We start from the raw sequence: 26326 nt of genomic DNA on the forward strand, positions 1-26326 counted from the left end.
ATGCATTAAAAGTATCTACGCAATGCAGGAGACGCATGATGGATCTACGCCAGCTTCGCCATCTGGTTGCACTGGCCGACTACCGCAACTTTGGTCGCGCAGCCGAGGCGATCAACCTTAGCCAGCCGGCCTTCAGTCGCAGCATCCAGACCCTCGAACGGGACCTCGATTGCCTGTTGGTGGAACGCAGCAGTCGCGAATTCCGTCTGACCGGTCAAGGCGAACTGGTGCTGCAACATGCTCGCCGCTTGCTCGCCGGCAGTCAGGCCCTGCACAACGAACTCACCCAGTACAACGGCCTGACCGGCGGCGAGTTGCGTTTCGGTTGCGGCCCCTATCCGGCTCAATTATTGGTACCCGAAGCCCTGGCAGAATTTATCCAGGCCCATCCGGCGATCCGCATCAGCTTCCATCAGGGCGATTGGCAACAACTGGCGTTGTGGTTGCGTGAGCAACAGATCGAATTCCTGGTGGCCGATGCGCGCTATTTCACCGGTGATCCGCAATACCACGTGCAACTGTTGCGACCGCGGCGCGGGCGTTTTTTCTGTCGTATCGGTCATCCCCTGGCCAAGCGCAAAAACCTGTCCTTGCGCGCCCTGCTCGATTACGCCGTCGTGGGCACCCGCATTCCGCCGATGATCCGCAAAATCCTCGCCGATGCCCAGGGCGAGCCGGACTTCAATCCCACTGTCGAATGCGCTCAATTCGATGCCATCTGCCGCGTGGTGAGACGCTCCGATGCGGTAGGCATCGCTACCATGGAAGCGCTCGCCGAACAGGTCGAACAAGGGTTGATACAGCTTCTGGAATTTGTCGATGCGCCCAGTGATGACCCTGGTCTGCTTCTGCATTACGGCATCGTCAGTCGCGTCGGCTATTCCCTGACACCCGCAGCGCTGGCAATGATGGAGGCGATAGTGCGGGTCGATGAGCGTTTGCTGGCAGCGACCTCGATGTAAACCCGGTGGGGGCCAGCAGGCTCGCTCCTACAGGATTTCGGGGCGCGGCATCAGGCCCGGCGTGCCAATGCTTGCACCGAACGAGGTTCACCCAGAGCCCGCAGCAGGCAATGCATCGCTTCCTCACGACTGCGCTCGAAGCGATAGCGCGCTTCGATGTACAGCGCCAGTTTCAACTCCACCGGCTCCTCAAACGGCAACGGCACATGTTGCAACCCCAATGCACCGGCAACCCGGCTCGGCAGGCTCATGCCGAACGGATGCCGGTCGGCCATCACCTTCGCCGCCAGCGTGCTTTGGGTGCTTACCGCCAGTGTACGGCGCAACCCCTTCAGGCCGAGTTGCAAATCCACCGGGCTGAGCCCGTCGCGGCGGCTGGAAATCTGGATCTGCGGTTGCTGCAAATAGGCTTGCAAGGTACTCGGCGGCTCCTTCAACGCGGCGCCGTAAGCGAACACATAGCGATCGGCGGGCAATACCTGTTTATGCAAGCCGGCCAACCCGGCCAGGGGTTGGTCGAGGTCGATCAGGATGTCCAGTTTGCCGCTCGACAGTTCCTGCAAGGCATCGCGTCGACGTGGCTGGAAGTAGCGGACCTGCCAGTCGGCGTGGGGCGATTCGAGCAAGGCATCGAGCAAAACCGGTTGCAGGCAATCCAGGCAACTGATGCGCAACAGCGGATTGTTCTGCCGTGCGGCGGGAATCATCCGCAAGCCGTCGCGCAGGGATTCCAATGCAGCGCGCACGTAATCGGCCAGGCGATGGGCGACCAGCGTCGGGGTCACGCCCAGGCGACTCTTGATGAACAGCGGGTCGCCGCATAACTCGCGCAGGCGGCGCAATGCGTTGCTCATGGCCGGTTGCGACAGGCACATCACTTCGGCGGCGCGGGTGACACTGCGCTGCTGGTAGATTGCATCGAAGGCGAGCAGCAGGTTCAGGTCGAGCTGGCGTAAATCAAGCATGGTCTTGCTCCGGCAAATCGCTTAACGTCGCGCAGCCTAACCAGTGTTTCGCCAGACGCCGTGAGCCCTACATGACAAAAAGCGATCAGGCATCGTGCAAGCAACCTTTGCCCAATGCGTTCTATGCCCCGACCTTGCTGCCGGCCATCGAGGAGTTGCTCGCCCGCGGGGTTGCCCGCGACCGTATCGAGGCGCTGTTCCGGCGCAGCCTGTTCGAATTGCGCACACCGTTCATGCGCGTGCCACTCTTCCTGTCGCGGCGTTTCTGGGCGTTTGCGCAAGAACAGACCGGCGACCCGTTGATCGGTCTGGCGGCAGGCCGGCGCTTTGTTTCAACCGCCACCAATGGTCTGACCTATCTGTTCGACGTGGCCGCGACGCTGGACAGCGCGTGCCAGTATTTCGTGCGCTTCTTCCCGTTTTTCAATGGGCACTTCGAGGCACGGATTGTGCGCGGCGAACACGATGTACAGCTGCAATTGCTCGAACGTGGCAGCGTCAGGATCAGTGCGCCGAGCGCCGATTACATCCTCATCAGCCTGTGCAGCATGCTGCGGCGCAAATTTTTGGCCAGCGGCCTTGAACGCGACCCGATCCTTGGCGTCGATCTGGCGTGTGCCTGCACGAACAGCCCTGAACTGCATGAGCAGGCGTTCCGCGTACCGGTAGGCTGGGGGGCACCACAGCATGGGATCCGTCTCGATTCCGAGCTGTTCGTCACGGCGCTGACACCTGGCAATCATGAACTGGAAAACACCCTGATCGATTTGCTGGAGCAAACCCGTCGCAACAGCGAACCGACCTTGCTGGAGCAAGTGAGCGATCACCTGATCGCCGACCTCGCCAATGCCAACTGGCAACAGTTCTGCAGTGCTCGGCATTTGCTTGAGCGCACGGCGGCACGACGCTTGAAGGCGTTGGGTTGGAGTTTTTCAGAATTGCTGGATGAGTATCGCCGCTGCCGGGCCGAGGACTATTTGCAGGGCGCGGACCTGGAACTGGTGGAGATTTCCGACCGACTCGGTTACAGCGATGTGCAGAGTTTCAACCGTGCCTGTCTGCGCTGGTTCGGGTGTGCGCCGGGGGTGTATCGGGCCAAGTGGGCGCAGCCGTCAGTTCTGGGTTGAATGAACTGGCCCCATCGCGAGCAGGCTCGCTCCCACAGAGTTATCGGGTGTACACAACACCTGAGTTAAACCCGATGGGCAAGCCCGCGATGAGGCCAGACCAAACACTACAAATCCTACTGCCCCACCGCCAAGCTGGTAGCCGCCTGCTCCGGCGTCACAATGCTGTTCAGGTCGATATGCTTCCACTCGGGCTTGGCCCCCAGCCGCGCATTGAACCGATAGTTGAACGTGAACTCATCGCCGGTCGCCACGCTCAGCGGCTTGCCATACACCGCCTCGACGCCCGCCAGGTCGTAGCCCATCAACTGCAACAAGGTCGGGAAAATGTTGTAGTGACTCGAACGATCCTTGTTGGCGGCCAGTTGCGCCTGCCAATCGAGGGTTTTCAAACCGCTGCCCTGGATCACCACCAGCGGAACCAGCCCTTCCTCTTCCACCGGGTCGCCACCGCAATGGGTGTTCAAGCCGGGATTGCCCCGTTCATGCAAATCCTGTCCGTGATCGGAGGTGTAGATCAGCAGCGCGTTGTTCAAGTTGGCCTGGGCAAACACCCGTGAGAAAAACTCGCCGACGTTCCACAACAAGGTGTTTTTGTAAGCATTGCGATACAGCAACCAGTCATCCGGCTGGCCGTTAAAGCCATTGCGTTCACCGGTGTCGGCCACTTCGGTGAACTGTCCGCGAGGCAATGTCGGGCGGTAGGCCATGTACGCGTCCGGGTATTTATCGTGCACCGGAAAATGCGCGCCGACCTTGTTCATCACCACCAACTGCGGCTTGTCGTCGTTGAGCAGTTCGATCAGTTTCGCCGCTGCGGCCATGTCGCGCTCGCGCACACTGGTCTGGTCGAATTGCACGAATTCGTTGATGTCTTTTTTCTCGGTTTCGTTCATCAGATTCTGCAGATTGCCGCCGGTGCGCTGGGCGTCGATGTAGACCGTACGCAAACCAGCGTTTTTCGCATACTGCCAAATAGACGGCTGCGTGCTGTTGATGCGCATGTAATCGGCGCGGGTTCCGCCATAACGCAAGGTGATGTTGGTGTCGGCGCTGCAGTTGGCGATCGCGGCTGCGTACCCGTAGTTGAAGATGTCGACCCCGGGGCGCGGCTGCTTGAGATTGCTGTGCACGCCGAATGGCGCGTTGATGTCCAGGTAATTGCCGGAAATGCTCTCGTCGATGATCAGCACAATGTCGTGGTTCACCGCTTGATCGACGCGCGCCAGGCTCACCGGTTCGCGCGGGCCAACGGTGTTGTGCAGGGATTCATAGGCAAACAGGTTCAAGTAAGCCAGAGGCGTGTACATCTGTGGCAGCCCCCGTGCGCCCTCGCCCGCGCGCACGAACAGCACCGCGCTGAGCAGCAGCACCGCCATCAACGGTGCCGCCACCAACACCGCCCCGGGAACAGGCCAGCGCCGACGTGGCTTCAAACCGATACCGATCAGCAGCGGCAAACCACCCAGCACACCACTGATGATCGCATCGCGGTACTGGATGAGCGCTTCCTGGATAAAACCACCGGAATACACCATCGAGACAAAGCTGCTGTATGTCAGGTAATCCGCAGTGACCTGCGTATACACATCAAAGAATAGCGCCGAGGCAAAGAGGCCGAGAGCGAACAAATATCGAATAATTGTTTGTCGAATATAAGCCGACATGAACAGTGCAACTGTCAATACAACGAACATTCCCGCGAACAGAACTAATGGATAACTGATTCCGATCGCACTGATACGCCCAAAGTAATAGTCGTAATGGGTGATCAAATAGACAGCTATGAGTAGTTCTTTGAGATATCGAATCATTGTCTTTCCGGTCTGCATTCACGCCGAAGGTCAATAAGTAGTCGGCCATTTTTTGACACTAGCACCGGGCCATCAAAGCGCAAGAAATGACGTAAAAGAGATGAAAGCGTCAAAAAAAAATCGTCTCAAATCTGACACACTCAAGTGCCTACAAGCCTTGTAATTCAAGCCTTACGACCGTTTATCGCTTTCCTTGAATTAGTTTCCGTCGCTCAAATTCGCGGTAAACCCAACTGCCACAAGCCTTTGATGGCAATTGGCCCCCCAAAACTGGGGATGTCTTACTCTTTTAACATGTCATTTTGCTGACACGCTTTTCCAAGGCTGGGCTATACCCCTTTTGACAGTCTCATTTCTGATCTTTCCACCGTCTTACGAGGCACGCCAATATGGACGTGAGCGTATTTGGTACGGGCTATGTTGGCCTGATACAAGCAGCGGCACTGGCCGATGTCGGACATCGCGTCTTATGTGTCGACATTGATCCCAATAAGATCAAGCAACTTCAACAAGCCGTACCGCCGATCAGTGAACCGGGACTTTCCGGAACGCTGGAAGAAAACATCAAGGCCGGCCGGTTGCTGTTCTCCACCCAGGCCAGCGACGCGGTCGAGCACGCCGAGCTGATCTTCATCGCCGTCGGCACGCCCGCCGATGAAGACGGTTCCGCCGACCTCAGCCATGTGCTGAACGTGGCCCGGCAGATTGCCAACCACATGGAAGCTGACCGCACCCTGATCATCAAGTCCACGGTGCCGGTCGGCACCGCTGACCAGGTCGCTGCCACTGCCCGCACTGAACTGCAACGCAGGGACAAGGGCGCGCTGACGGTGCGGGTGGTTTCCAACCCCGAGTTTCTCAAGGAAGGCAGTGCGTTGGCCGACTGCATGCGTCCGGACCGGATTATCGTCGGCACCGACGATGACGAGGCCCGCAATCAGATGAGCGAGCTGTACGCGCCCTTCTGCCGCAACCGTGAAAAGCTGATGTTCATGGACAACCGCAGTGCCGAACTGACCAAGTACGCGGCCAACGCAATGCTCGCCACCCGCATCAGTTTCATGAACGAACTGGCCAACCTCACCGAATTGCTCGGCGCCGACATCGAAGCGGTGCGCAAGGGTATCGGTTCGGACCCACGCATCGGCTACCACTTCATTTATCCCGGTTGCGGCTTCGGCGGTTCGTGCTTCCCCAAGGATTTGCGCGCCCTGCTGCATACCGCCGAACACAATGGCATGCCGCTGCGACTGTTGCGCAGCGTCACCGACGTCAATGACAGCCAGCGGCACATTCTGTTCGGCAAACTCAAGGCGCAGTTCCCGCAGGGGCTGGCCGGCAAGTCCATCGCGATCTGGGGCCTGGCGTTCAAACCCAATACCGATGACATGCGCGAAGCACCGAGCCGCTATCTGATGGAAGCCTTGTGGGCCGAAGGCGCCAGCGTGCAGGCCTATGATCCGGAAGCCATGTCCGAATGCCGGCGCATTTATGGCTATCGCAACGACCTGCACCTGTGTGCTACCCGCGACGACACTCTGGAAGATGCCGATGCGCTGGTGATCTGCACCGAGTGGAAGAACTTCCGTGTGGTCGACTTCGACCTGTTGGCTAGCAAGCTGCGTTCGCGGGTGATCATCGACGGACGCAATCTGTATAACCCCGAACACGTCGCGGCGGCCGGCTTGCACTACAGCGGTATCGGCCTGCGTCACGTCGTACCCGAGGCGCCGCGTCCATGAAGATTCTCGTGACCGGAGCCGCCGGCTTCATTGGTGCCCATTGTGTGTTGCGGCTATTGCGCGACGGGCATCAGGTATCCGGGCTCGATAACTTCAACGATTATTACGACCCGCAACTCAAGCACGACCGCGTGCAATGGGTGCAGGAGCAGGTCGGCCCTTTCCAGCTCTCTACGGTTGACCTGGCCGATGTCGCGGCCATCGAGTCACTGTTCGCCGAGGAACAACCCGAGGTGGTGATTCACCTCGCGGCACAGGCCGGCGTGCGCTACTCGCTGGAAAATCCGCGGGCCTACCTCGACAGCAATCTGAATGGTTTCCTCAATATTCTCGAAAGCTGCCGCCGGCACCCGGTCAAGCATTTGATCTACGCCTCATCCAGCTCGGTGTACGGCGCCAACCAGCACACCCCGTATTCGGTGCAGGACGGCGTCAATCACCCACTGTCGCTGTACGCCGCGACCAAGAAAGCCAACGAACTGATGGCCCACAGTTACAGCCATCTGTTCTGCATTCCCTGCACCGGTCTGCGCTTCTTCACCGTGTACGGTCCCTGGGGTCGGCCGGACATGTCGCCGATTCAGTTCGCCCAGGCGATTGCCCAAGGGCAACCCTTGAAGCTGTTCAACTACGGCGAGCATCAGCGCGATTTCACCTACATCGACGACATCATCGAAAGCATCGCCCGGCTGATCGACCGCGCACCACAAGCCAATGCCGCATGGGACCGCGAACAACCGGACCCGGCCAGCAGCATGGCGCCATGGCGGATCTACAACATCGGCGGCCAGCACCCGGTGGAGCTCAAGGACTACCTGGCATTGCTGGAAAAACACCTGGGGCAAAAAGCCCTGGTCGAGTTGCTGCCACTGCAGCCCGGCGATGTCCTCAACACGTGCGCCGACGCCAGCGACCTGGCCCGCGCCACCGGTTTCCAGCCCCGTATCGAGCTGGATGAGGGACTCGGGCGTTTCATCGCCTGGTTTCGCGACTACTACCCACTGCCTGTTGCCCCTGCGCCGCTCGCGGCTGAATTCCAGCGGAGGAATGCTCAATGACTGGACATGAACAAGGAGTACCGCTCCAACAGATGCGCCGTGACAAGCGCCTTGACCCCGAACACCGGATGCGCCTCGACGCGGCTATTCACATGCAGGGTCGAGGTTGGGTGACGGGGCGTGACGGTGGTCGGCCATGGACGTTGTCGCGTACCAACCGGGTGTTCGCCTGTTTCGGCGCGTTGGTGATCCTGGTGCTGATCTCGCCAATGCTGTTGGTGTTGGCGCTCGCCATCAAGCTCACCAGCCCCGGGCCGGTGATGTTCGTGCAAAAACGCACCGGTTACCGCGGCCGTCTGTTTGGCATGTACAAATTTCGCACCATGGTCGCCAATGCCGAGGAGCTCAAAGAGTCGCTGCGCCACCTGAACAAACACGGTGCCGACGCCATCGACTTCAAGATCGACAAGGACCCGCGGATCACCGGCATCGGTGGTTTCCTGCGCCGTACCAGCCTCGACGAACTGCCAAACCTGATCAATGTGGTGACCGGCGACATGCGCCTGGTAGGCCCACGGCCAACCTCGTTCAACGCCTATCGCTACAAGGACAATCATCTCGCGCGCCTGAGCATCTACCCCGGCATGACCGGTCTGTGGCAGATCTCCGGGCGCAGCAATATCGACTTCGACCAGCGCGTTGAGTTGGATCTCAGCTATATCGCCGAGCAGAGCCTGCTGCTTGATCTGAAGATTCTGTTGAAAACCCCCTTCAAAGTATTCAGCGGCCACGGAGCAAGCTAATGGACGGTTCAACTGCTAAAAGCCTCAGCATCGCCAACCCCAGCGAGTCCAACCTGACGTCGGCCGTGCTGGATCAGGATCTGCGCATCCTGCTCCTGACCGCGGCCAACCCCGGTGCGGGCACCACCACCAGTGCCCTGGCGCTGGCCAGCCAACTGGCGCAAATGAGCAGCGGCCAAGTGCTGCTGGTCGACGCCAGCCAGTCCGCGACCAACCTCACCCAACAACTGGGGCTGAGCAAGGAGCGCGGCTTTCGCGACCTGCTCTTCAACGAGCAAAGTCCGCCGCTGTTGCAGGACTGTGTGGTCAACGTGTCGAGCCTGCCCTTCCACGTGCTGCCGTTCGGGCGCTTCGCCCGGGGCAGTGAACACCTGACACCGGAGCGCCTGAGCCCGTTGCTCGATCAGCTCGGCAGTCAGTACCGCTTCGTGGTGATCGACGGTGACGCGGTGTATTCGGCCGCCGACACGCTGGTCATCAGTACCCAGGTGGACGGCGTGATCATGGTCGTGCGCTCGGAAGATACACGCTGGGAAGTGGCGCAGGCGGCGGTTCAACGCCTGACCCAGGCCGGGGCGAAACTGGTCGGCAGTGTGTTCAACCGACGCAAGTACTACATGCCCAAGTGGCTGTACAAAAACCTGTAAGCCCTCGCAAAAAGGATGACGCCATGAACGCCAAGATGCTTGTCCTGCTGTTGCTGCCGCTTGCAGGTTGCTCCAGCACTTCCGAAACCCAGAACATGCCGGTCAATATTCTTACCGCCTCACCGGCCAACGCCCAGGCCACCGACATGCCCAAGATCGAACAGACCTTGCGCCCACAGGACGTGCTGGACGTGATCTTCCACATCAGCACCAGCGGCTCGGATGCCTACCGCATTCAGTCCGGTGACCAGATCGGTCTTAACTTCACCGCTGCCAGTCAGCTCAACGGCAATCAACTGGTGCTGCCCGATGGCACCATCGAACTGCCGGGCGCCAACACCTCGGTGAAAATCGCCGGGCTTTCGTCCGAAGAAGCACGCCAGGAAATCCAGCGTGCCTACCAGCGCAAACAACTGTTCCAGCCCAACCGCAACCAACTGACCGTGCAGGTCATCAGCCCGCTGAGCAACGAGTCGAACCTCAAGAGCGCGCTGAACCACCCGGCCACCGGCATGAGCCGCGAGATCACCGTGGGTACCGACGGTTATGCGAGTTTCCCGGAAATCGGCGCGGTGCCACTGCAAGGCATGACCGTCAACCAACTGGAAGACTTCCTCAACAAGAGGTACGCACAACTGCCGGGCCGGATGACGGTCGACGTGCTGCTCAAGTCCACCGCAGGTAACGAAATCTATGTGCTCGGTGAAGTCGGCCAGCCAGGTTCCTACCCGATCCGCCGTCCGGTCTCGGTGCTTGAAGCCCTGACCCTGGCCCGTGGTTCGAACGTCAAGGCGCGCCTCGATTCGGTGGTGATCATGCGTCGCAACGGCAATCAGGTCCAGGCCCGCCGTTACGACGTGGAAAAAGCCCTGTCCGGCGATGCCTCACAGATCGCCTACCTGCAACCGGACGACATGCTCTATGTGCCCAAGACCAAACTGGCGAGCGCCGGTGAGCTCGCACGGCAACTGGCGGACGTGGTGCTGTTCCAGGGTGTGGGCTTCAGCTTCGGCTACCGCGTCGACAACAAAGACAGTGATGACTAACTTACTCTCAGGTGACCCGACATGAATCCAAAGGAAAACTACCTGCACGAGTTCTTCAGGATCTTCTTCGCCAACAAACAACTGGTGAAGCGCGTATTCCTGGTCTTTGCAGTGATCGCACTGGTACTGCCGCTGTTGCTCAAACAGAGCTTCGATATCACCGCCCAGGTGATCGTGCAGTCGAAAAAACTTTCCCAGGGTGACGCCACTACGTCGCTGACCCAGGAAAACGCGCAATTCATCCCACCGTCACTGGCCGACATGGAAACCGAGAGCAATATCCTGCGCTCGCCGGCCCTGATCCGTCAGACCATCAGCGAGTTGCGCGACAAGGGTGAATACACCCCGCCTCCGGGCATGCTCAATAAACTGTTGGCGCAACCGTTCAAGAAATATGTCAGCACGCCGCTGCGTGAAAACGTGGTCAACCCGCTGAAGTCGGCGCTGGGCATGGAAACCGATCCGGTGCGCGACACCGCGCTCGATTCCCTGACCCAAGAGGCTATCGATAGTCTGAAGATCGAAACCCTGCCGGGCTCCAACGTGATCTCGATCATCTACAGCTTTCCTGACCCGACCCAGGGCACCAAGTTTGTCGCGACGCTGCTGCAGAACTACCTGGTGAGCCGTCAGGCCTTGCAATCGATCGACCTGCCACAGAGCTTCTACGAAACCAAGAAGACCCAATACCAGGTGCGCCTCAACGGTTTGGAAGACGAGCGGCAGACCTTGCTCGGCGCGGTCGGCTCGTCCGATCCCAAGGAAGAGATCACCTTCCGCCTCAACGCTATCAACACCGAAGAGCAAGCGCTCAACCTGTACCGCGATCGCCTGCTGCAAAGCCAACGCTGGCTCGACTACCTGAAAACCAGCCTGGCCGCCGCCAAGGACTCCAAGCTCAACGACTACACCTTCCCCTACACCTTCACCACCACCGTGGACAACGTGGCGTTCGAGGATCGCGAGATCAAGCAGATGGGTGAGGCGCTGACCAGCCAGGTCAGCCGCTACATGAACGACCTGGCGATCTTCCAGCCCGGCAGTGAACCGATGCTGCTGACCCGCGAGCAAATCGCCCGCACCCGCCAGCAGTTCCTCAAAGTGGTGAGCAACCGGATTCAGGAACGTACCAACGACCTGGCGATTGTCAGCTCAGTGATCGACCAGAAAACCGCACGCATTGCCGAGTTCAAGAACCGCATCCGCCAGTTGCAGGAAACCCAGAGCAAGTTGCGGCAGAAGGACACCGAGATCGACGCTCTGCACGCGGCCTTCTCCACCTACGCCCAGCGCTTTGCCGAGAGCAGCACTGCCCGTTCGCTGGACAACGACCTGTCCAACGCCCGAGTGCTCAGCCCACCGTTCGAACCGACCGAGGCGGCATTCCCCAAGCCGCTGCTGATCATTCCGTTCGGCTTGTTCACCGGGCTGTTGCTGGCGATTGCCTTCGTCTACGTACGTGAGTTCTTCGATCATCGCTTCAAGCATCCAGCGCAGATCACCCACGAACTGGGCCTGCCGGTACTGCTGGTGATCAACGATCAGAACGTGGAGCCAGGCAATCCGCACAGAAACTGGAGCGTACCGAGCTTCGTCCATTGGGTGCGCAATTGAACATGTCCCTGCCCTCTGACCACAGCAAGCCATCATTGCCGATCATTCATTTGCTCAGCAGTGGCGGCTTCTATGGGGCCGAGCGCATGCTGCTCGATCATTGCCTGGCGACGCCGGGGCAACACCAGGTGCTGTTTCTCGATGCACCGTACGAGTTGCTTGCCCGGTTTCGCGAGGCGGGGGTCGACTGCCGCGGTTGCACCGGTCTTGGGGCGTTGCTTGCGCATTTGCGTGAGCGACGGGCCGAGCGGCCGCTGATCAACACGCACAATTTCAAGGGTCTGTTGTACGGGTGGGTGGGCGCAACCTTGTTGCGCCTGCCGCTGGTGATCACTCAGCACGGCTTCACCCCGCGCAGTCGCAAGCAGAAGTTCTACACCTGGCTGAGCCTGCAACTGTGCCGGACCGCGTCGGTCAATCGCGTGGTCTGTGTCGCCGAAAGCATTGCCGCACTGCACCGTCAGGCCAGTGTCTGTGCCGAGAAGCTGCAAGTGATCCCCAACGGCTTGCCCGCCGCCAAGGATCTGCAACCGCACAACGCTCAACGGCCACGCTGGCTGGCCGGTTACGTCGGTCGGCTGAGCAGTGAAAAAGGCCCGGACCTGTTCCTCGATGCGCTGATTCCGCTGTGCCAGCAGTACCCGCAACTGGACGCCGTGATGCTCGGCGACGGCCCGGAACGGGACAGCCTGTTGGCGCGCATCAACGAGGCGGGTTTGCAGGAGCGCATCACGCTGCCGGGGTACCAGAACGACATGCGTGCGTGGTGGCGACAACTCGATGCGCTGGTCATCAGCTCGCGCACCGAGGGCACGCCGATGATTCTGCTCGAAGCCATGCAAGCCGGGGTGCCGGTGGTTGCGTTTGGTGTCGGCGGGATTCCCGATGTGCTGGAAGACCGGCACAACGGCCTGCTGGCAACACCCGCCGACAGTGCCGCCCTCGCCCGGCAGATCGGTACCCTGCTGCGTGACCCGGCACTGGCCCGCAAGCTGCTCGACAACGCACGACGCACACAATTGGATCGCTACGACCTCAAGGCCTTGGCCGAACGCTGGTCGCAGCTTTATATCCGTACTGCACGGGAGGCACGCGCGTGATTTTTCCACTCTCGATCGTCAGTTTTTTCGGTCTGGTCTGCCTCGCTTTGCTGGCCAGCCCTTATCCATTTCTGGCGCCGGGAGCGGTGTTGGGCCTGGTGGGCGTTGCCGTGCTGTTCCGCAAGCCCGCCTGGGGCCTGTTGGGCATTGCGGCGCTGGTGCCGCTCGAAGGGTTCTTCAAGGACAGCGCGCTGTCCGGCACCAAGCTGATCGGCGCGTCGCTGGCGCTGATCCTGATGTTGCAACTGGCCTTGCACCACATTCCATCCGAGCGCTTGCGCAGCAACATCTGGCGCTTGCTGATCGGCTTCATGGCGCTGTATCTGCTGAGTATGCTGACCACCGATGACCTGGGCATGTCGCTGGGGCACCTGCGGGAAATCAGCGTCGGGCTCATTCTGTTCGTGATCACGCTGTTGATCGGCCGTGAATTGAATCTGGATCTGTTCGCCAGGCTGGTGACCCTCAGTGTCACCCTCACCTGCGCACTGGCGATGTTTTCCAGCAAGTATCAGGATCAGGGCCGCGCCGCCGGTCTGCTGGAAGACCCGAACGCCTTTGCGATGTTGATCGCGTTTGCCGTGCCGCTGGCCTTGTTGCTGATGATCCGCAGCCCGCAAATGTTGCAACGCCTGTTCTGGCTGGGCTGCTTCATCCTGCTGCTGGGCGGCATGACCAAGACCGAGTCCCGTTCAGGCCTGGTGGTGTTGTTTCTCAGCCTGATGATCGGTGCATGGCACTATCGTGCGCAGCTGCCACGTATTCGCCCGCGTCACCTGGGTTTTGCCATGCTGGGGCTGGCCATTGTGATTCCGTTGGCCATCTACGCGATGCCCGCCGGTTATGTCGCGCGCATCCAGTCTCTGAGCATCCTCAGTTCCGGGGCCAAGGCGCAGGACGAATCTCTCGGGCGCCGCGCCTCGTACATCGTCGTCGGCAGCCAGATGATCCGCGAAAATCCGTTGCTGGGTACCGGCCCCGGAACCTTTCCGCTGCACTACGCCACCACCGGTTACGCCAAGGCGTTCTCCGCCAACCGCAAAGTCGGCGATCTGTACCGCCGTGCCCACAACACCTATCTGGAGATCTTCAGCGAATTGGGGATTCCCGCCGGCCTGTTGTTCGTCGGCATGCTCGCCCTCGGGTTCTACAACTTGATGCGCGCCCGTCGCGCCTGGATGCAGCGGCGCAACTGGCAGCAGGCCGACCTGATGACCCACCTGGGCATGAGTTTCCTGTCATTGACGCTGTTCTTGATGTTCCTCAGTGCCCCGAATCAAAAGTACGTCTGGATCATGCTTGCCCTGACCAGCGTCCTGCGTCTGAAAGCCGAAGAAAGTCCAATCCTGGAGGCCAAGGCATGAGCCGCATCAGTATCGTCATCCCGATGTACAACGAAGCACGGCACATCGCCCGGACCCTGCTGGCAGCGCAACGTGCCGCCAACGTTGCAGACCTGGAATGCGAGTTGATCGTGGTCGACAACGGCTCACAGGATCAGGGTCCGGAGATCGCCCGGCAGTTCGGCGCACACGTGCTGGTCGTTCCCGGTGTGCTGATCGGTGCCCTGCGCAACCGCGGCACCGAGGTTGCCACGGGGGAATGGCTGGCCTTCCTTGATGCCGATATCGAAATGCCTGAAGACTGGCTCACCCATTTGCTGAGACTCGAGGACGCCGGTGTCGCCGATGTGTTTAGCCTGGACTTGCACACCCCGGCGCAAGCGCCCTGGTACGCCACCGCCTGGCAACGGCGCACCCTGCGTCCTTCGCGCCATACCGTGCAATCGGTGGACTGGCTGACCAGCGCCAACCTGCTGATGCGCCGCGAGTGGTTCGACAAGGTCGGCGGCTTCAACGAGACCCTGCGCACGGGCGAGGACAAGGACTTCACCTTGCGTCAGGCCGCCAAGGGCGCGCGGCTGATATCGATCAACGAAAACGTCGCGCTGCACTGGGGTTACGAAATGAACTGGCGCGAATGGATGGGCAAGGAAATGTGGCGCCAGGGCAGCCATCTGCAACTGCTGCGCACCCATGGCCTGAGCCTGCGACTGCTGCGCTTCCCACTGCTGTCGCTGGGTGCCTGGCTACTGGACTTTTTGGCGATATCCGCCTTGCTCGACGGCTTTCCTCACCATGCATTGATCATGGTGCTGCTGACCACAGTACCCGCGCTGGTACTGAGTGTGCGTCAGACCGTGAAACACCGTAATCCGTGCCTGACGGTGCAACTGTGGGGCCTGCACTGGGTGCGCCTGCACCTGGCCGGCGCCGCGTTCATTCTCAGTCTTTGTCATTGGAATGCCAGGAGGCCCGCCCGTGGCTGAATTCATTTTCTGGTTGTGCCTGTTGTTGCCGGTCTACGCCTACCTCGGTTACCCATTGCTGCTGACCCTGCTCGCGCCGCTCTTCGCCGCACGCCGGCATGGTCCGGCGGCGCCAATGGACGTGAGCATCGTGATTGCCGCGCACAACGAGGCGCGGCACATCGAAGAAAAACTGCGCACCGTGCTGGCCCAGGATTATCAGGCGCGTTCGCTGCAAATCATTCTGGCCAGCGATGGTTCCACCGACGACACCGTGGCCTGCGCGCGCAAGGTCGCCGATCCGCGCATTACCGTGCTCGACCTGCCCCGCCAGGGCAAGGCCGCGACGCTCAATGCCGGCGCAGCGCTGAGCCGTGGCGAGATTCTGGTGTTCACCGATGCCGACAATCAATGGTCCCACGACACGCTGGGCCACTTGCTCGCACCACTGGCCGACCCTCAGGTAGGCGCGTGTGCCGGGCACATGCTGATCCCCGTGACCGGCAAAGGCCTGAGCATCGGCGATAGTCTGTATCGTCATTACGAAGGCTGGCTGCGCTACGTGGAAAACCGTACCGGTTGCATGGTCTCCGCTGACGGCGCCCTGCTCGCGCTGCGTCGTGAGTTGTTCCAGAACGTGCCGGCGGAGGTCAATGACGACTTCTTTATCAGCACCTGCGCGCCGGTGGCGTTCAAGCGGATCATCTACGTGCCCGAAGCCCGGGTGATCGACACCGGCGTCGATGAGGCGGACAAGCAATTCCGCCGTCGCCAGCGGGTCACCGTGGGTGGATTGCAGAGCCTGGCCCAGCGTCGCGAACTGCTCAACCCGCTGAAGCATGGCTTGTATGCGATTGCCCTGATCAGCCACAAATTGATCCGCCGCCTGGCGCCGATCCTGTTGTTGCCACTGCTGTTGAGCAATTTCTGGCTGTGGGACGACCACGTTTTCTATCGTTGGACCCTGGTTGCGCAATTGCTCGGATACACCGCGGCCATCATCGGCTTGCTCGACTCGCAGCATCGCTTGCCCAAACCCTTTCGCCTCGCCGCATTCCTCCTGGTGACCCTTGCCGGGATGAGCATCGGTCTGTGGCAGTTCCTGCGCGGTCAGCGTTATGCGCAATGGAACCCCGAGCAAAATCGATGAGAGGCACGTGCCATGGCGATCAAACAATTACTAAAACGCACCAGCGGCTGGCTCTACCTCAACTCCTCGGTGGGGCGCCAGCAATTGCAGGGTGCCGGCGTGATCCTGATGCTGCATCGGGTGCTGGCCAACGACAGCGCCGCCAACCTGCCCCACCGCAATGAACTGTGCGTCGGGCCGCAGGCTTTCGAGCACCTGCTGGCCTGGCTGAAAAAACACTTCGATTGCGTGCCGTTGATGGAAATCCTGCAACCGGGCAGCCTGCGGTCCGAGCGGCCGAGAGTGGCGCTGACCTTCGATGACGGCTGGCGCGACAACGCGGTGAACGCGTTCCCGCTGCTGCACAAATACCAAGTGCCAGCGAGTATCTTCCTGTCCACGGACTTCATCGGCAGCCGCCAGCGTTTCTGGTGGGAAAGCATCGGCGAAACCCTGTGGAACAGCCACGGTGAAAAAGCCCGCATGCACCTGATCGAATGTTTGCAGCAACTGGGTCGGCCACTGCCGGGGCTGTGTGATGACCCGGACGTGCAACGGCGCAGCCTGGCATTGCTGCACTTTCTGCAGAACCTGAAAACCCTGTCTCCTCGCGACCTCAATCGCCTGACCGACGAGTGCCCGCAAGAGTCGTTGCCGCAAGCGCTCGACTGGCAACAGGTGCGTTCGCTGGAGGCCAGCGGCCTGATCCGTTTCGGTCCCCATGGCGCCAGTCACGCGATCCTCACCGGTCTCGACGACCAAACCCTGGACGAAGAACTGACCCGCAGTCGCCAGGCATTGCTCAACGGCTGCAACCGGCCGTTGCCGGTCTACTGCTATCCCAATGGCGACAATGACGAACGGGTGCGGCAACACGTGGCCGACCATGACTTCCCGTTTGCCCTGGGCACCGGCACCGGAATCTACCGGGGCGTCAGCGATCCGCTGGCCCTGCCGCGTTTCGGCGTCAGTCAGCGCACCGCGCGCAACCCGGATTTGTTGTCCTGGCGCATTTACCGTGGGGCTCGCCCATGAGTCGCAGCCATTATCTCAAGCACCTGGCGCTGAGCATGGGCACCAAACTGGCGATGATCGGTTTGCGCTTGCTGCGCAACGTGTTGCTGGCGCGAATTCTCGGGCCGAGCGAACGCGGCCTGTTCGCCTTGCTCAGCACCCTGCCGGACCTGATCAGCGCCGCCACCAGTGGTGGGCTGAATTCGGCGGTGGGTTACCAGGCGGCCAAGCAACGGCCGATGGGCTTGTTGCTCAGCCAGGTATTGGTGTTCGGTTGTCTGCTCGCCGGTTTGTTGACCTTGCTGGTGGTGGCGCTGACCCGTGAGTTCGGCAGCGAACTGGACATCACCACGCAACTCGGCCTGCTGGCCTGGCTGTTGCTGCTCGCGGTGCCGCTGACCGTGCTCAAGAGCGGGCTGCTGACGTTGCACAACGCCTCGGGCGGCGTGGTGGCGTTCAACGTCCTGCGCCTGATCGAGTCGCTGGCACCGCTGCTGCTGTTTCTGGGGTTGTTCTGGATGTGGAAAAGCGCCGCACTGGAAGCGGCACTGATCAGTTGGCTGGCGGGCATCAGCCTGGTGGTGCTGGTGGGCTGGCTGTGGCTCAAGCGCAATCAACCGCTGACCCTGCAATGGGACCGCGCCAGCCAGAACGAACTGCTGCGCTTCAGCGCCCGCAGCCATCCGGACCTGCTGTTCCAGCAAGTGATTTTGCGCTCTGACTATTTGTTCATCGGCGCCTTGCTCGGCAGCACCGCGCTCGGTCATTACGCCATGGCCAGCGCCGCCGCCGAGTTGCTGCTGATCGTCCCGGAAGCGGTGACCACGCCGTTGATGAAACGCCTGCTGCAACAGGAAGAAGGCATTGAGAAAGTCACGCCCTTGGCCCTGCGCCTGACGGCCACGGTGATGCTCGGCGCATGCCTGACCATGGCGGTGATCGGCGAATGGCTGATCGTCACCCTGTTCGGCGTTGCCTATCAGCCGGCTTATCCCGCCTTGCTCGCGCTGCTGCCGGGGCTGCTGGGCTTGTGCTACGCGAGCATCCTGCGCCTGGATTTGCTGGGCAAGGATCGTCCCGGTTCGATTTCACTGCTGATGGGCCTCGGGGCATTGCTCAACCTGGCGTTGAACCTGGTGCTGATCCCCGCCTACGGCATCGTTGGCGCGGCCGCGGCGTCGTCCATCGCCTACCTGGCGGTGACCATCGCCTTGCTGGTGATGTATTGCCGCCTGAGCCATGTGCCGTTGTGGCAAGTTCTGATCATCCTGCCCAGCGACGTCGCCCCGATGCTGCAAATCCTGCAACGGAAGTCGGCATGAGATATTTTGCCCTGGCGGTGAGTCTGGGTCTGTCGCTCGACGCTTATGCCGGGCCGATGCGCTGGGCCGACATTCGTGACGGCAGCCTGTACCTGCAAGCAGATCGTCCCGATAACGTGACCGTGCGCTGGGTCCCGGCGTGGCAGGCGGATGCCAACGAAGAACGCCTTTACCTGCTCGATGGCAAAGGTCGTCTGGCGGGCGAGCGACTGATTGCCGCCACTGAAACCCGCGGCACCCAGAGCTGGCCGCTGTTGCCCGGCGCCAGCAGTTATCGACTGGAGATCCCCGGCTACAGCTTCCGTCGCTACAAAGTCGAACATGACGAGCGCACGGTGGCATTGTTCGCCCCGGCCAAAGTGCATTTCAGCGCCGAAACCCGCGATGGCGACGAGCTGTTTTTCAAGGTGGCGGCTGGCGAGCAAGCCGTGCTGGCAGGCAAGTTCCACGGTGGCGTCGGCGCTCTGCAAGCGCAACGTGTCGGCGACGGCAAACAATTGTCGCTGGCACTCAAACCCTACCGTGCCTACTGGCAATTCGATCAGGTCGCCTTGCCCGTGGCCGACACCGAACAGGTCTGGCGACTGCGCCTGCAAGGCAGCGGTAAGGCAGCGTTCTGGCTCGATGGTACGGCCAACCTGTTCGCGCAGAATTCGCAGCAGCTCAAACCGGTGCGTGAGGACGACGGTGAAACCCGGCTGACCGTGCACAAGGACGTGCTCGGCAACACACCGAACCTGGGTATCGCCCTGCCCTACGTGATGCCGCCGCCATCCAGTTATGCGGTGCTCGACGCCATCAAGCCCCAGGCCGGCGCTTACTACAGTTTCGTCGACATCACGGCCAAACAGCCGCATTACGAAGACGCCTTCCGCCGGCTGTATCAGGATCGCTTCGGCATTACCCAGGACATCACCCTGCTCGCCGGCAGTCAGCGCCAGGCCGATCTGCGCGCCGACACCACCAGCAACGCCGGCCTCGACGCCTGGCTCGCCGCGACCCGCGCACTCGGCGGCAAAGGCACCCATTACATCGGTTTTGCCGATGAGCCGAACCTCAACTACCCGGACTACGCCAGCTATCAAAGCATTTTCACCAGCATGGCCCGCCAGGTGCGCAGCAATCCGGACAACGCCAAGGCTGGCGTGCGCATTGCCATGCCGGCCAGTTCGCGGCTGGTCAACGGCCCGTTCGCCGACAACGCCGCCGAAAAGCGTGGTATCGACTGGGCCAGACGCCTGCTGAAGGAGTCCGGCGATCAGATCGATGCCCTGGCCTGGCACGAGTGGATGATTCGCGATCTGCTGGCCACCCGGGTTTATCGCGACAGCGTGCGTCGCGCCGCCGACCTTGTCGGGCTCGATGCCGACGGCCGGCCCCGCAAGGCCTTGCTGCTGGACCAGACCAACCTGTCCAGCGGATCAAGCCTGAGCCCTTATGATCAGGAAACCCACTTCACCTCGTTGTGGTGGACTTCAGTGGTGATCAACGCGTCCCAGGACGGTTTGCTGGAGATGCTCAACTGGTTCCAGGCCGCCGACGAGCCTGAATACCCCAAGGGCATGTTGCGCATGCTGGGCGACGACCATTTCGAACTCAAACCGGTCGCCCTCGCCCAGCAGTTCATCGGCCAGCATTGGCTGCAGCGTGTGGTGCGCCTGGAAAACAACGCGTTCGAGGTCGATGTGCTGGCCATGGCCGACGACCTCAAACGCAGCTTGCTGGGGGTCAACAAAGGCTCGCGCTTGCAGCATGTCAGCCTCAATGGCGCGGCATGCCCACTAGCCGCTGGCTCATTGCGCTACTTCGGCGCGGACAACCGCAGCCGCGACGCACCGTTCAAATGCACCGACGGTCGCGTGAGCTTCGAGCTGCCAGGGCAAACCCTTTTCACCTTGAGCTGGAACGCTTCATGACTGTCGCTCGATTGCCTGGCCGCGCCGGCATTTTGCCGTGCGCTGGTTTACTCCACTTGCGGGACTGTCCGCCAGGAGCCAATAACATGAGTGCATTGCAGAAGCTCAGCCAACACATCAGACAAAAAGGCCTGCGTGCCACTGTTAAAAAAGTGTGGAGACTGTTTGTGTTTTCCCATCAGGAACTGCTGTGGATGGAACGCGACCTGGTCAGCCCCATTCCACCTTACAAACTCAAATCCTATCCGCCGCTGCAAGTGGTCAGCATTACCCCGGAAAACGCCGTGGCTTTCACCCGCTATTTCGGCGACCGCGTGGAAACCATGGCCGAGCTGGCCCGCGAAGGTCACACCGGGCAGATGCATCTGGATGAAAAGGGTGACGCCGTGGCGTTTATCTGGGGTGCCGTACGCAACTACCACGACCGCCACTACTACGGATGCTGGTTTCCGGTCAAAGAGGGCGAGTTCTTCGAATTTGGTGGTGAACTGAGCCGGGGCTACTGGGGTACGTCGCTGTCGATGGACCTGCAAACCGAGCTGTGGAAAGCCATGCATGCCCAAGGCTGCTACAAGGTGGTGGACGTGTGCGAGTGGAGCAACGTCCCGGCCCTGAAGCTGCACATTCGCACCGGCTACCAGGAACAGGGGCGCATCATGAACATTTATAAACTGTTTGGTCGCTGGCGTTTTTACCGTGAAACCCGCTACACCGGCTCGCGCCTGGATGCCTTGCGCAAACCGGAACGTTCACCTTCCCCTGCTTCGGTGGCCTGAGCCTATGACCGTGCGATTTGAATGGCGTACTTCGCTGTGCGCCGCAGACTTTCCCGCTGCGGCCTATGAAGCGCTGCGCCTGCGAGTGATGGACCACACACCGTTCAACGCACTGGCCTGGATGGCTGCGTCGCAACAGGCCCTGACGGCGGGCGAACGGCTGCATGTTTTGCTCGGCTGGCAGGCCGATGAACTGGTGCTGTGTCTACCCTTGGTCGCATCCGTCGAACGGTTCGGCGGCTTGCCGTTTCGGGTATTGCATCACTTGGGCTTTCCCCTGGCCGATCGCCTTGCGCTGTTGGCGACCGTGGATGCCGAAGGCCTGCGCAAGGCGTTGACCGAGATTCGTCGGTGCTTGCCCCATGCCCTGCTGCAACTCAATGAACTGGCCGGCGAAGACCATGCACTGAGGTCATGGTTCGCGCGCAGCTCGACCGCCGAGCGCCGCCTCGGTTGTCGGGTGCCAGTGCATTTGATCACCGATGCCGATCGCCAGGAAGTTTCCGGCGACCCGCGCTACAAACTGCGCCGGGCACGCAAGCGTATTGCCGCCTGTGGCGCACAGGTCCGCCGTATTACCCCCGATGCAACGACCATGGGGCCGCTGCTCAAGGCCATCGCCGAGGTGGAAGCGGTGAGCTGGAAAGGTGATGAAGGCGTGGGCATTTTTGCCGATGAACGTCGCCGCCAATGGATGGAAAAAGCCTTCACCGCCCTCGCCGCCCAAGGTCTGGTGCGCGTGGTGACACTGGAACTGGACGGGCGTTGCATCAGCTATCGCCTCGGTTTGCTGGAACAGGGTCGGTTGTACGACTACAACCTCGCGTTCCTGCCGCAATATGCCGATCTGGGCAGCGGTCGGGTGCTGCTCGAAGAATGGATCCGCTGGGGCCTGGACGATAACTGGTACTGGATCGATGCGTCGCGGGTCAGCCTGGAAAATTCCAGTCATCAACTGCATGAACGCATGACCGGGCACATGGAACACTGGCGCTGGAGCTTTTACTCCTGGCGCCCGAGCGGGTTGGTGCTGGGCCTGGGGTTGCGTGTCTGGCAGCAAGTCAAACCCCTGATGCAGCAGTGGCGGGCGAAACGAAGGACCGCGGCCAGCAGCCCTGCCCCGGTCACCGCACCGGTGGTCAAGGCGCCGGCTTGCACCGAAAAACTCATGGAGGGCGAACATGCCACAGCAAGTCATAGTCAACGCTGACGACTTCGGCCTCAGCGCCTGCGAAAACGCAGTGATCCTGGGCGCATTCCAGGCCGGGGTCATCAGTTCCGCGACCGCCATGGCCAACATGCCGGCCTTCGAAGCGGCGTGTGTCCTGGCCCAGCATCCGTTGCTGGCAGGGCGCATCGGCCTGCACTTCAACCTGACCTACGGCCACCCATTGAGCCGACGCATTCTCTCGCGCAGGACCTTCTGTGACAGTGCCGGCGTGTTCGACCTCAACCTGTCGCGCACGCGCCTGTGGCTAGGGCGTCAGGATCGCCTGGCGGTCGAGGAAGAGCTCGAGGCCCAATGGCAACGTTGCCTGGATAACGACGTGCGCCCCAGTCACCTGGACTCCCATCAACACGTGCACAACATCTGGCCCATCGGCGAGATCGTTGCGCGTTTCGCGGCCCGGCAAGGCGTGCCCGTGCGGCTGGCGCGCAACCTGGGGCAAAACCTCAGCCTGCCCAAACGCCTGTTCAAACAATTGCTCAACCACCGCTTGAACAGCCTGGCCGGTGCAACCGCCGACTACGTCTGCACCCCGGTGGATCTGCGCAACGCTGCGCCACCCAGCGAAGGCTTGCTGGAAATTGTCGCCCACCCCAATCAGCTCGGCGCCGATTTCGGCGATGCCTATCTGGATCAGGGGGAGTCATTGAGCGTCCTGCTCGAACAACGCCTGCCCGGGGTACCCAGGGTGGCTTACAGCGAAGCTTGCAACTGTCCGTCAATACCTTCATCCAACACACGGCCAACCTGGCCAAGGAGGGCTTCATGAGCCTGATCCAGCAACTGCGCGAACGAATCAAACAAAAAGGCTTGAGCCGCACGTTCAGCACTCTGTGGAAACGCTATGTGTTTTTCCACTGGGAGTTGTTGTGGATGGAGCGCGACCTGGTCAGCCCCGTACCGCCGCACAAGTTGCGTCCTTACTCCGGGGTGCGCCAGGTCATCATCACCCCGGAAAACGCCACGGCGTTTGCCAAGCATTTCGGTGACCGCGTACAAACCATGGCCGAACTCGCCGCCGAAGGTCACACCGGGCACATGTACGTGGACGAAGACGGTCATGCCATAGGCTTTATCTGGGGCAGCACGCGTGATTACCACGACCGCCACTATTACGGTTGCTGGTTTCCGGTCAAACCCGGTGAGTTCTTCGAGTTTGGCGGGGAAATGATCCGCGCCTATTTCGGCAGCAGCCTGTCCGTGGACGTCCAGATCGCGCTGTGGGAAGCGATGGCGGCGCAAGGCTGCAACAAGGTGGTGGATGTGTGCGAAACCCACAACATCCCCGCGCTGAAACTGCACATCCGCATGGGCTATCAGGAACAGGGGCGAGTCACCCACGTCTACGGCCTCTTTGGCCGCTGGCGCTTCTTCCGCGAAACCCGCTACAGCGGCTCGCGCCTCGACCCGTTGCGCAAACCGGGCCGGCCAGTGGTAACGGCAGCGGCTCAGGCTTGACCGAATGACCCGATGGGGCCGCTACGGCTCCATCGGCGGTTAGGCCCGCCCACACGAATTACCGAAAAAACTCAGGCAAGCGCGGAAATGTCTGACTGCTCATCCGTATCCATTTGGATACATTCGAGCGATGAATTATCTTGTCCAGCAAACCGGCATTTTCGCCGCATGGCATACCTCCGTTCGCGATATGCGGGCAAAGGTTGCAATAGCCCGTCGCATTGATCGAGCCGCCGCGGGCAACCTTGGCGATATCAAGGCAGTGGGTAATGGCATCTCCGAAATGCGCGTGGACGTTGGTGCCGGGTACCGCATTTACTTCACGATGAGAAACGGTGTCGTCATCATCCTGTTGGCTGGGGGTGACAAATCAACTCAAACCGCTGATATAAGACACGCAAAAAAATTGGCAAAGGAGGTTTAACCATGAGCCAGACTTTGACTGACTTCGATATGACCACACTGCTCGACAGCGATGAAGCCATCAGTGAGTACCTCTCCCAAGTGCTGGCTGAAGGTGACAACGAGGAGTTTCTTCGAGCAATTGGCTACGTGGTAAAAGCCCGCGGCATGACACAAATAGCCAAAGACGCCGGGATGGGGCGCGAAAGCCTGTACAAGGCTTTCGCGCCAGGGGCGAAACCACGTTTCGATACGGTGTTAAAAGTCATTCATGCGCTGGGCATTGAGCTTTGCGCGCAACCGGGGCATGTCGCCGTGACCACGGCGGCTCAGGCTTGACCTGAAGCCTTGCGCCAACGGCGTCGCTTCATTCGCGAGCATGCGGCCACCTCAAAACCTGTAGGAGCACGGCTTGCCGGCGATGACGGCGGCACCTTCAACATGATCGGTGACTGACATTCCGCCATCGCCAGCAAGCTGTGCTCCTACAGGGGCTTTGCGTCCAGCACAAAAACTGCGGCCACCTCAAAATCCGTAGGAGCGCGGCTTGCCGGCGATGGCGTCAGTCCAGGTGCCCCGCCCTTCAGCGTTTCACCGCAACCATCGTAAAACACATCGGCAACTGCGCTTCTTGTTGCTGATAGAGGTCATAAAGCTCTTCGCGGTTGGAATGCGGGTATTCCTTGAAGTGGTTGATCTGCAGTCCGGCAGCAATGGCACCCTTGAGGATGTCGCCCAGGGTGTGAACGAACCAGTAGGACGGGGATGCCGGTTGCTCGACTTTGCCTTCATAGACGATCGGCTCGTTTTGCACGAAAGGCTCCCGGCGAAAATACGAGGAACTCAAGGCAAAGGGATCGGCTGAGTAGGGATCGAACATTTCCAGAAACGGATGGGTTTCGTAGATTATCAAGGCCCCGCCCGGCTTGAGGGTTTGCGCCGCATGTTGGAAGAATTCGGCTATGTCCGGCATCCAGTTCAAGACGCCGATGGTGATCAGGGCTACGTCGAAGCGCCCCTTCAGTTGCAGCGGCAAATGATGAATGTCGGCTTTGATGAACTCAGGCTCGTGGGGCGAGCGTGACGCCAGTTCTCGCGCCTGGCCGAGAAACGCTGCGGACTGATCGACCCCCGTCACATGCCTCGCCCCCAAGGCGAACAGGGAAAGGCTTTCGCGGCCGTTGTTGCAGCCCAGTTGCACCACTTCCTTGCCATCGATACCGACTTCCGTCAGCACACCGGTCAGGGTCTCATCAAGGCAGGTAAAGTCCGCGTGCGCCACGGCGATCCAATGTTGCTGCCATTCGGCAGATTCCTTGTGATGGCGAGCGGAGTCATTCCAGGCATCGCGGTTGCTGGCGATGGCTTGTTCTTTTGTCGGCATTTCCATTGCACACTCCAGAATCGGGTCAATGATTGACGGCCCGAGTCTAGATCATCTCGGTTTAAAGCCTCTTCGTGGCTTTGTTGCGATCTTGTAAACAGGCAACGCCGACGCCCGCCCACGGGAGCGCTATAGTTAATGACCTCGGGGGAAATGCGGATTAACCGATTTCGCAGGTGCTGCCATGAACAAGACCGGACACACGCTGTTGCTTGCCCTTTGCCTGACTGCCACCGGCGTCGCGCTGGCGGACGACAGCCTGATGCAAACTGACCAATCGAACACTGAATTCCACTATTACGGGGCTGACCAGCCTTTCGCCCACCCCGCCCCACCTTCACTGAGCACCGTGCCGCCAGGCGCGTACATCCCGACTTCCCCCCAGACCTTCATTCCGGTGTCCAGCGAGCACGTGTTTTCCGACTCGCAGTTGCCGACGGTAGCGGACGCCACCGTGCGCGTGTTCATCCGCACCTACGATGCGGCTCGCGGTGTCTACGTCAATCATGAAGTGATCGACCCGACCTGCATGCTGGCTTGCCTGAGCGCTCCGGGTCCGTCCTTGTAACCC

General features: G+C 60.6%; 25 protein-coding genes. 22 read left to right on the forward strand and 3 right to left on the reverse strand.

Annotated features, from left to right (window positions below):
* Nucleotides 1–38: 38 nt before the first annotated feature.
* Nucleotides 39–962: a LysR family transcriptional regulator gene (locus D8U73_RS16095; RefSeq protein WP_056856835.1), complete on the forward strand. Its 924-nt coding sequence runs from the start codon at nt 39–41 to the stop codon at nt 960–962.
* A 50-nt stretch (nt 963–1012) separates the two neighbouring features.
* On the opposite strand, the gene D8U73_RS16100 is transcribed toward D8U73_RS16095, so the two are convergent.
* Complete coding sequence (locus tag D8U73_RS16100) at nt 1013–1927, reverse strand: LysR family transcriptional regulator (protein WP_130905091.1); 915 nt, start codon at nt 1925–1927, stop codon at nt 1013–1015.
* Nucleotides 1928–1998: 71 nt separating this feature from the next.
* Here D8U73_RS16100 and D8U73_RS16105 point away from each other — a divergent pair, with 71 nt between their 5' ends.
* Nucleotides 1999–3054: an AraC family transcriptional regulator gene (locus tag D8U73_RS16105; protein ID WP_130905092.1), complete on the forward strand. Its 1056-nt coding sequence runs from the start codon at nt 1999–2001 to the stop codon at nt 3052–3054.
* A 116-nt stretch (nt 3055–3170) separates the two neighbouring features.
* Here the strand turns inward: D8U73_RS16105 and D8U73_RS16110 are convergent, their stop codons facing one another.
* Nucleotides 3171–4868, reverse strand: a complete 1698-nt coding sequence (locus tag D8U73_RS16110) for a sulfatase-like hydrolase/transferase (protein ID WP_130905093.1) — start codon at nt 4866–4868, stop codon at nt 3171–3173.
* Between the two features lie 389 nt (nt 4869–5257).
* Here D8U73_RS16110 and D8U73_RS16115 point away from each other — a divergent pair, with 389 nt between their 5' ends.
* The 19 genes from D8U73_RS16115 (at nt 5258) to D8U73_RS16205 (ending at nt 24710) form a co-directional block, all read left to right on the forward strand.
* The gene (locus D8U73_RS16115; RefSeq protein ID WP_056856839.1) at nt 5258–6610 is read left to right on the forward strand and encodes a UDP-glucose/GDP-mannose dehydrogenase family protein; all 1353 of its coding nucleotides are present in this window, start codon (nt 5258–5260) and stop codon (nt 6608–6610) included.
* Nucleotides 6607–7668 carry an NAD-dependent epimerase gene (locus tag D8U73_RS16120; RefSeq protein WP_130905094.1) on the forward strand — a complete coding sequence of 354 codons (1062 nt, stop codon included), beginning with the start codon at nt 6607–6609 and terminating at the stop codon, nt 7666–7668. The genes D8U73_RS16115 and D8U73_RS16120 overlap by 4 nt, the downstream gene beginning before the upstream one ends.
* Complete coding sequence (locus D8U73_RS16125) at nt 7665–8411, forward strand: sugar transferase (RefSeq protein WP_130905095.1); 747 nt, start codon at nt 7665–7667, stop codon at nt 8409–8411. The genes D8U73_RS16120 and D8U73_RS16125 overlap by 4 nt, the downstream gene beginning before the upstream one ends.
* Entirely contained in the window at nt 8411–9058 is a 648-nt protein-coding gene (locus tag D8U73_RS16130; protein WP_056856842.1) for a CpsD/CapB family tyrosine-protein kinase, read from the forward strand. Before D8U73_RS16125 ends, D8U73_RS16130 begins: the two co-directional genes overlap by 1 nt.
* A gap of 23 nt (nt 9059–9081) precedes the next feature.
* A complete protein-coding gene (locus D8U73_RS16135; RefSeq protein ID WP_130905096.1) occupies nt 9082–10104 on the forward strand; it encodes a polysaccharide biosynthesis/export family protein in 1023 nt (340 codons plus the stop codon).
* Between the two features lie 21 nt (nt 10105–10125).
* The gene (locus tag D8U73_RS16140; protein WP_056856844.1) at nt 10126–11718 is read left to right on the forward strand and encodes a Wzz/FepE/Etk N-terminal domain-containing protein; all 1593 of its coding nucleotides are present in this window, start codon (nt 10126–10128) and stop codon (nt 11716–11718) included.
* A 2-nt stretch (nt 11719–11720) separates the two neighbouring features.
* The gene (locus D8U73_RS16145) at nt 11721–12818 is read left to right on the forward strand and encodes a glycosyltransferase family 4 protein (protein WP_130905097.1); all 1098 of its coding nucleotides are present in this window, start codon (nt 11721–11723) and stop codon (nt 12816–12818) included.
* Nucleotides 12815–14182 carry an O-antigen ligase family protein gene (locus tag D8U73_RS16150; RefSeq protein WP_056856845.1) on the forward strand — a complete coding sequence of 456 codons (1368 nt, stop codon included), beginning with the start codon at nt 12815–12817 and terminating at the stop codon, nt 14180–14182. The genes D8U73_RS16145 and D8U73_RS16150 overlap by 4 nt, the downstream gene beginning before the upstream one ends.
* Nucleotides 14179–15147 (forward strand): glycosyltransferase, encoded by a 969-nt coding sequence (locus D8U73_RS16155; protein WP_130905098.1) that lies wholly within the window; start codon nt 14179–14181, stop codon nt 15145–15147. The genes D8U73_RS16150 and D8U73_RS16155 overlap by 4 nt, the downstream gene beginning before the upstream one ends.
* The gene (locus D8U73_RS16160) at nt 15140–16276 is read left to right on the forward strand and encodes a glycosyltransferase (protein WP_056856847.1); all 1137 of its coding nucleotides are present in this window, start codon (nt 15140–15142) and stop codon (nt 16274–16276) included. Before D8U73_RS16155 ends, D8U73_RS16160 begins: the two co-directional genes overlap by 8 nt.
* A 12-nt stretch (nt 16277–16288) precedes the next feature.
* Nucleotides 16289–17290 (forward strand): polysaccharide deacetylase family protein, encoded by a 1002-nt coding sequence (locus D8U73_RS16165; RefSeq protein ID WP_130905099.1) that lies wholly within the window; start codon nt 16289–16291, stop codon nt 17288–17290.
* On the forward strand, nt 17287–18591 hold the full coding sequence (locus D8U73_RS16170) for an oligosaccharide flippase family protein (RefSeq protein WP_130905100.1): 1305 nt from the start codon (nt 17287–17289) through the stop codon (nt 18589–18591). Before D8U73_RS16165 ends, D8U73_RS16170 begins: the two co-directional genes overlap by 4 nt.
* Complete coding sequence (locus D8U73_RS16175; RefSeq protein WP_130905101.1) at nt 18588–20507, forward strand: hypothetical protein; 1920 nt, start codon at nt 18588–18590, stop codon at nt 20505–20507. The genes D8U73_RS16170 and D8U73_RS16175 overlap by 4 nt, the downstream gene beginning before the upstream one ends.
* Nucleotides 20508–20593: 86 nt before the next feature.
* A complete protein-coding gene (locus D8U73_RS16180; RefSeq protein ID WP_130905102.1) occupies nt 20594–21283 on the forward strand; it encodes an N-acetyltransferase in 690 nt (229 codons plus the stop codon).
* Between the two features lie 4 nt (nt 21284–21287).
* Entirely contained in the window at nt 21288–22493 is a 1206-nt protein-coding gene (locus tag D8U73_RS16185) for a GNAT family N-acetyltransferase (RefSeq protein ID WP_056856852.1), read from the forward strand.
* On the forward strand, nt 22465–23280 hold the full coding sequence (locus tag D8U73_RS16190) for a ChbG/HpnK family deacetylase (RefSeq protein ID WP_130905103.1): 816 nt from the start codon (nt 22465–22467) through the stop codon (nt 23278–23280). Before D8U73_RS16185 ends, D8U73_RS16190 begins: the two co-directional genes overlap by 29 nt.
* Nucleotides 23277–23969, forward strand: coding sequence for an N-acetyltransferase (locus D8U73_RS16195; protein ID WP_056856853.1), 693 nt, complete (start codon nt 23277–23279; stop codon nt 23967–23969). The genes D8U73_RS16190 and D8U73_RS16195 overlap by 4 nt, the downstream gene beginning before the upstream one ends.
* A 130-nt stretch (nt 23970–24099) precedes the next feature.
* Nucleotides 24100–24393 (forward strand): type II toxin-antitoxin system RelE/ParE family toxin, encoded by a 294-nt coding sequence (locus D8U73_RS16200; RefSeq protein WP_056856854.1) that lies wholly within the window; start codon nt 24100–24102, stop codon nt 24391–24393.
* 2 nt (nt 24394–24395) lie between these two features.
* Nucleotides 24396–24710, forward strand: coding sequence for an addiction module antidote protein (locus D8U73_RS16205; RefSeq protein ID WP_056856855.1), 315 nt, complete (start codon nt 24396–24398; stop codon nt 24708–24710).
* Nucleotides 24711–24954: 244 nt separating this feature from the next.
* Here the strand turns inward: D8U73_RS16205 and D8U73_RS16210 are convergent, their stop codons facing one another.
* The gene (locus D8U73_RS16210) at nt 24955–25761 is read right to left on the reverse strand and encodes a class I SAM-dependent methyltransferase (RefSeq protein ID WP_130905104.1); all 807 of its coding nucleotides are present in this window, start codon (nt 25759–25761) and stop codon (nt 24955–24957) included.
* Nucleotides 25762–25939: 178 nt separating this feature from the next.
* Between D8U73_RS16210 and D8U73_RS16215 the strand changes: the two genes are divergently transcribed.
* Nucleotides 25940–26323, forward strand: coding sequence for a hypothetical protein (locus D8U73_RS16215; RefSeq protein ID WP_056856857.1), 384 nt, complete (start codon nt 25940–25942; stop codon nt 26321–26323).
* Nucleotides 26324–26326: the final 3 nt, after the last annotated feature.

The organism is Pseudomonas sp. Sample_22 (genome assembly GCF_004307635.1).
In the GTDB taxonomy this organism is placed as follows: Bacteria; Pseudomonadota; Gammaproteobacteria; order Pseudomonadales; family Pseudomonadaceae; genus Aquipseudomonas.

Coding starts and splice junctions, on each gene's coding strand:
- D8U73_RS16095 (WP_056856835.1), top strand. CDS start 39: ATGGATCTACGCCAGCTTCGCCATCTGGTTGCACTGGCCGACTACCGC.
- D8U73_RS16100 (WP_130905091.1), bottom strand. CDS start 1,927: ATGCTTGATTTACGCCAGCTCGACCTGAACCTGCTGCTCGCCTTCGAT.
- D8U73_RS16105 (WP_130905092.1), top strand. CDS start 1,999: ATGACAAAAAGCGATCAGGCATCGTGCAAGCAACCTTTGCCCAATGCG.
- D8U73_RS16110 (WP_130905093.1), bottom strand. CDS start 4,868: ATGATTCGATATCTCAAAGAACTACTCATAGCTGTCTATTTGATCACC.
- D8U73_RS16115 (WP_056856839.1), top strand. CDS start 5,258: ATGGACGTGAGCGTATTTGGTACGGGCTATGTTGGCCTGATACAAGCA.
- D8U73_RS16120 (WP_130905094.1), top strand. CDS start 6,607: ATGAAGATTCTCGTGACCGGAGCCGCCGGCTTCATTGGTGCCCATTGT.
- D8U73_RS16125 (WP_130905095.1), top strand. CDS start 7,665: ATGACTGGACATGAACAAGGAGTACCGCTCCAACAGATGCGCCGTGAC.
- D8U73_RS16130 (WP_056856842.1), top strand. CDS start 8,411: ATGGACGGTTCAACTGCTAAAAGCCTCAGCATCGCCAACCCCAGCGAG.
- D8U73_RS16135 (WP_130905096.1), top strand. CDS start 9,082: ATGAACGCCAAGATGCTTGTCCTGCTGTTGCTGCCGCTTGCAGGTTGC.
- D8U73_RS16140 (WP_056856844.1), top strand. CDS start 10,126: ATGAATCCAAAGGAAAACTACCTGCACGAGTTCTTCAGGATCTTCTTC.
- D8U73_RS16145 (WP_130905097.1), top strand. CDS start 11,721: ATGTCCCTGCCCTCTGACCACAGCAAGCCATCATTGCCGATCATTCAT.
- D8U73_RS16155 (WP_130905098.1), top strand. CDS start 14,179: ATGAGCCGCATCAGTATCGTCATCCCGATGTACAACGAAGCACGGCAC.
- D8U73_RS16165 (WP_130905099.1), top strand. CDS start 16,289: ATGGCGATCAAACAATTACTAAAACGCACCAGCGGCTGGCTCTACCTC.
- D8U73_RS16170 (WP_130905100.1), top strand. CDS start 17,287: ATGAGTCGCAGCCATTATCTCAAGCACCTGGCGCTGAGCATGGGCACC.
- D8U73_RS16175 (WP_130905101.1), top strand. CDS start 18,588: ATGAGATATTTTGCCCTGGCGGTGAGTCTGGGTCTGTCGCTCGACGCT.
- D8U73_RS16180 (WP_130905102.1), top strand. CDS start 20,594: ATGAGTGCATTGCAGAAGCTCAGCCAACACATCAGACAAAAAGGCCTG.
- D8U73_RS16185 (WP_056856852.1), top strand. CDS start 21,288: ATGACCGTGCGATTTGAATGGCGTACTTCGCTGTGCGCCGCAGACTTT.
- D8U73_RS16190 (WP_130905103.1), top strand. CDS start 22,465: ATGCCACAGCAAGTCATAGTCAACGCTGACGACTTCGGCCTCAGCGCC.
- D8U73_RS16195 (WP_056856853.1), top strand. CDS start 23,277: ATGAGCCTGATCCAGCAACTGCGCGAACGAATCAAACAAAAAGGCTTG.
- D8U73_RS16200 (WP_056856854.1), top strand. CDS start 24,100: ATGAATTATCTTGTCCAGCAAACCGGCATTTTCGCCGCATGGCATACC.
- D8U73_RS16205 (WP_056856855.1), top strand. CDS start 24,396: ATGAGCCAGACTTTGACTGACTTCGATATGACCACACTGCTCGACAGC.
- D8U73_RS16210 (WP_130905104.1), bottom strand. CDS start 25,761: ATGGAAATGCCGACAAAAGAACAAGCCATCGCCAGCAACCGCGATGCC.
- D8U73_RS16215 (WP_056856857.1), top strand. CDS start 25,940: ATGAACAAGACCGGACACACGCTGTTGCTTGCCCTTTGCCTGACTGCC.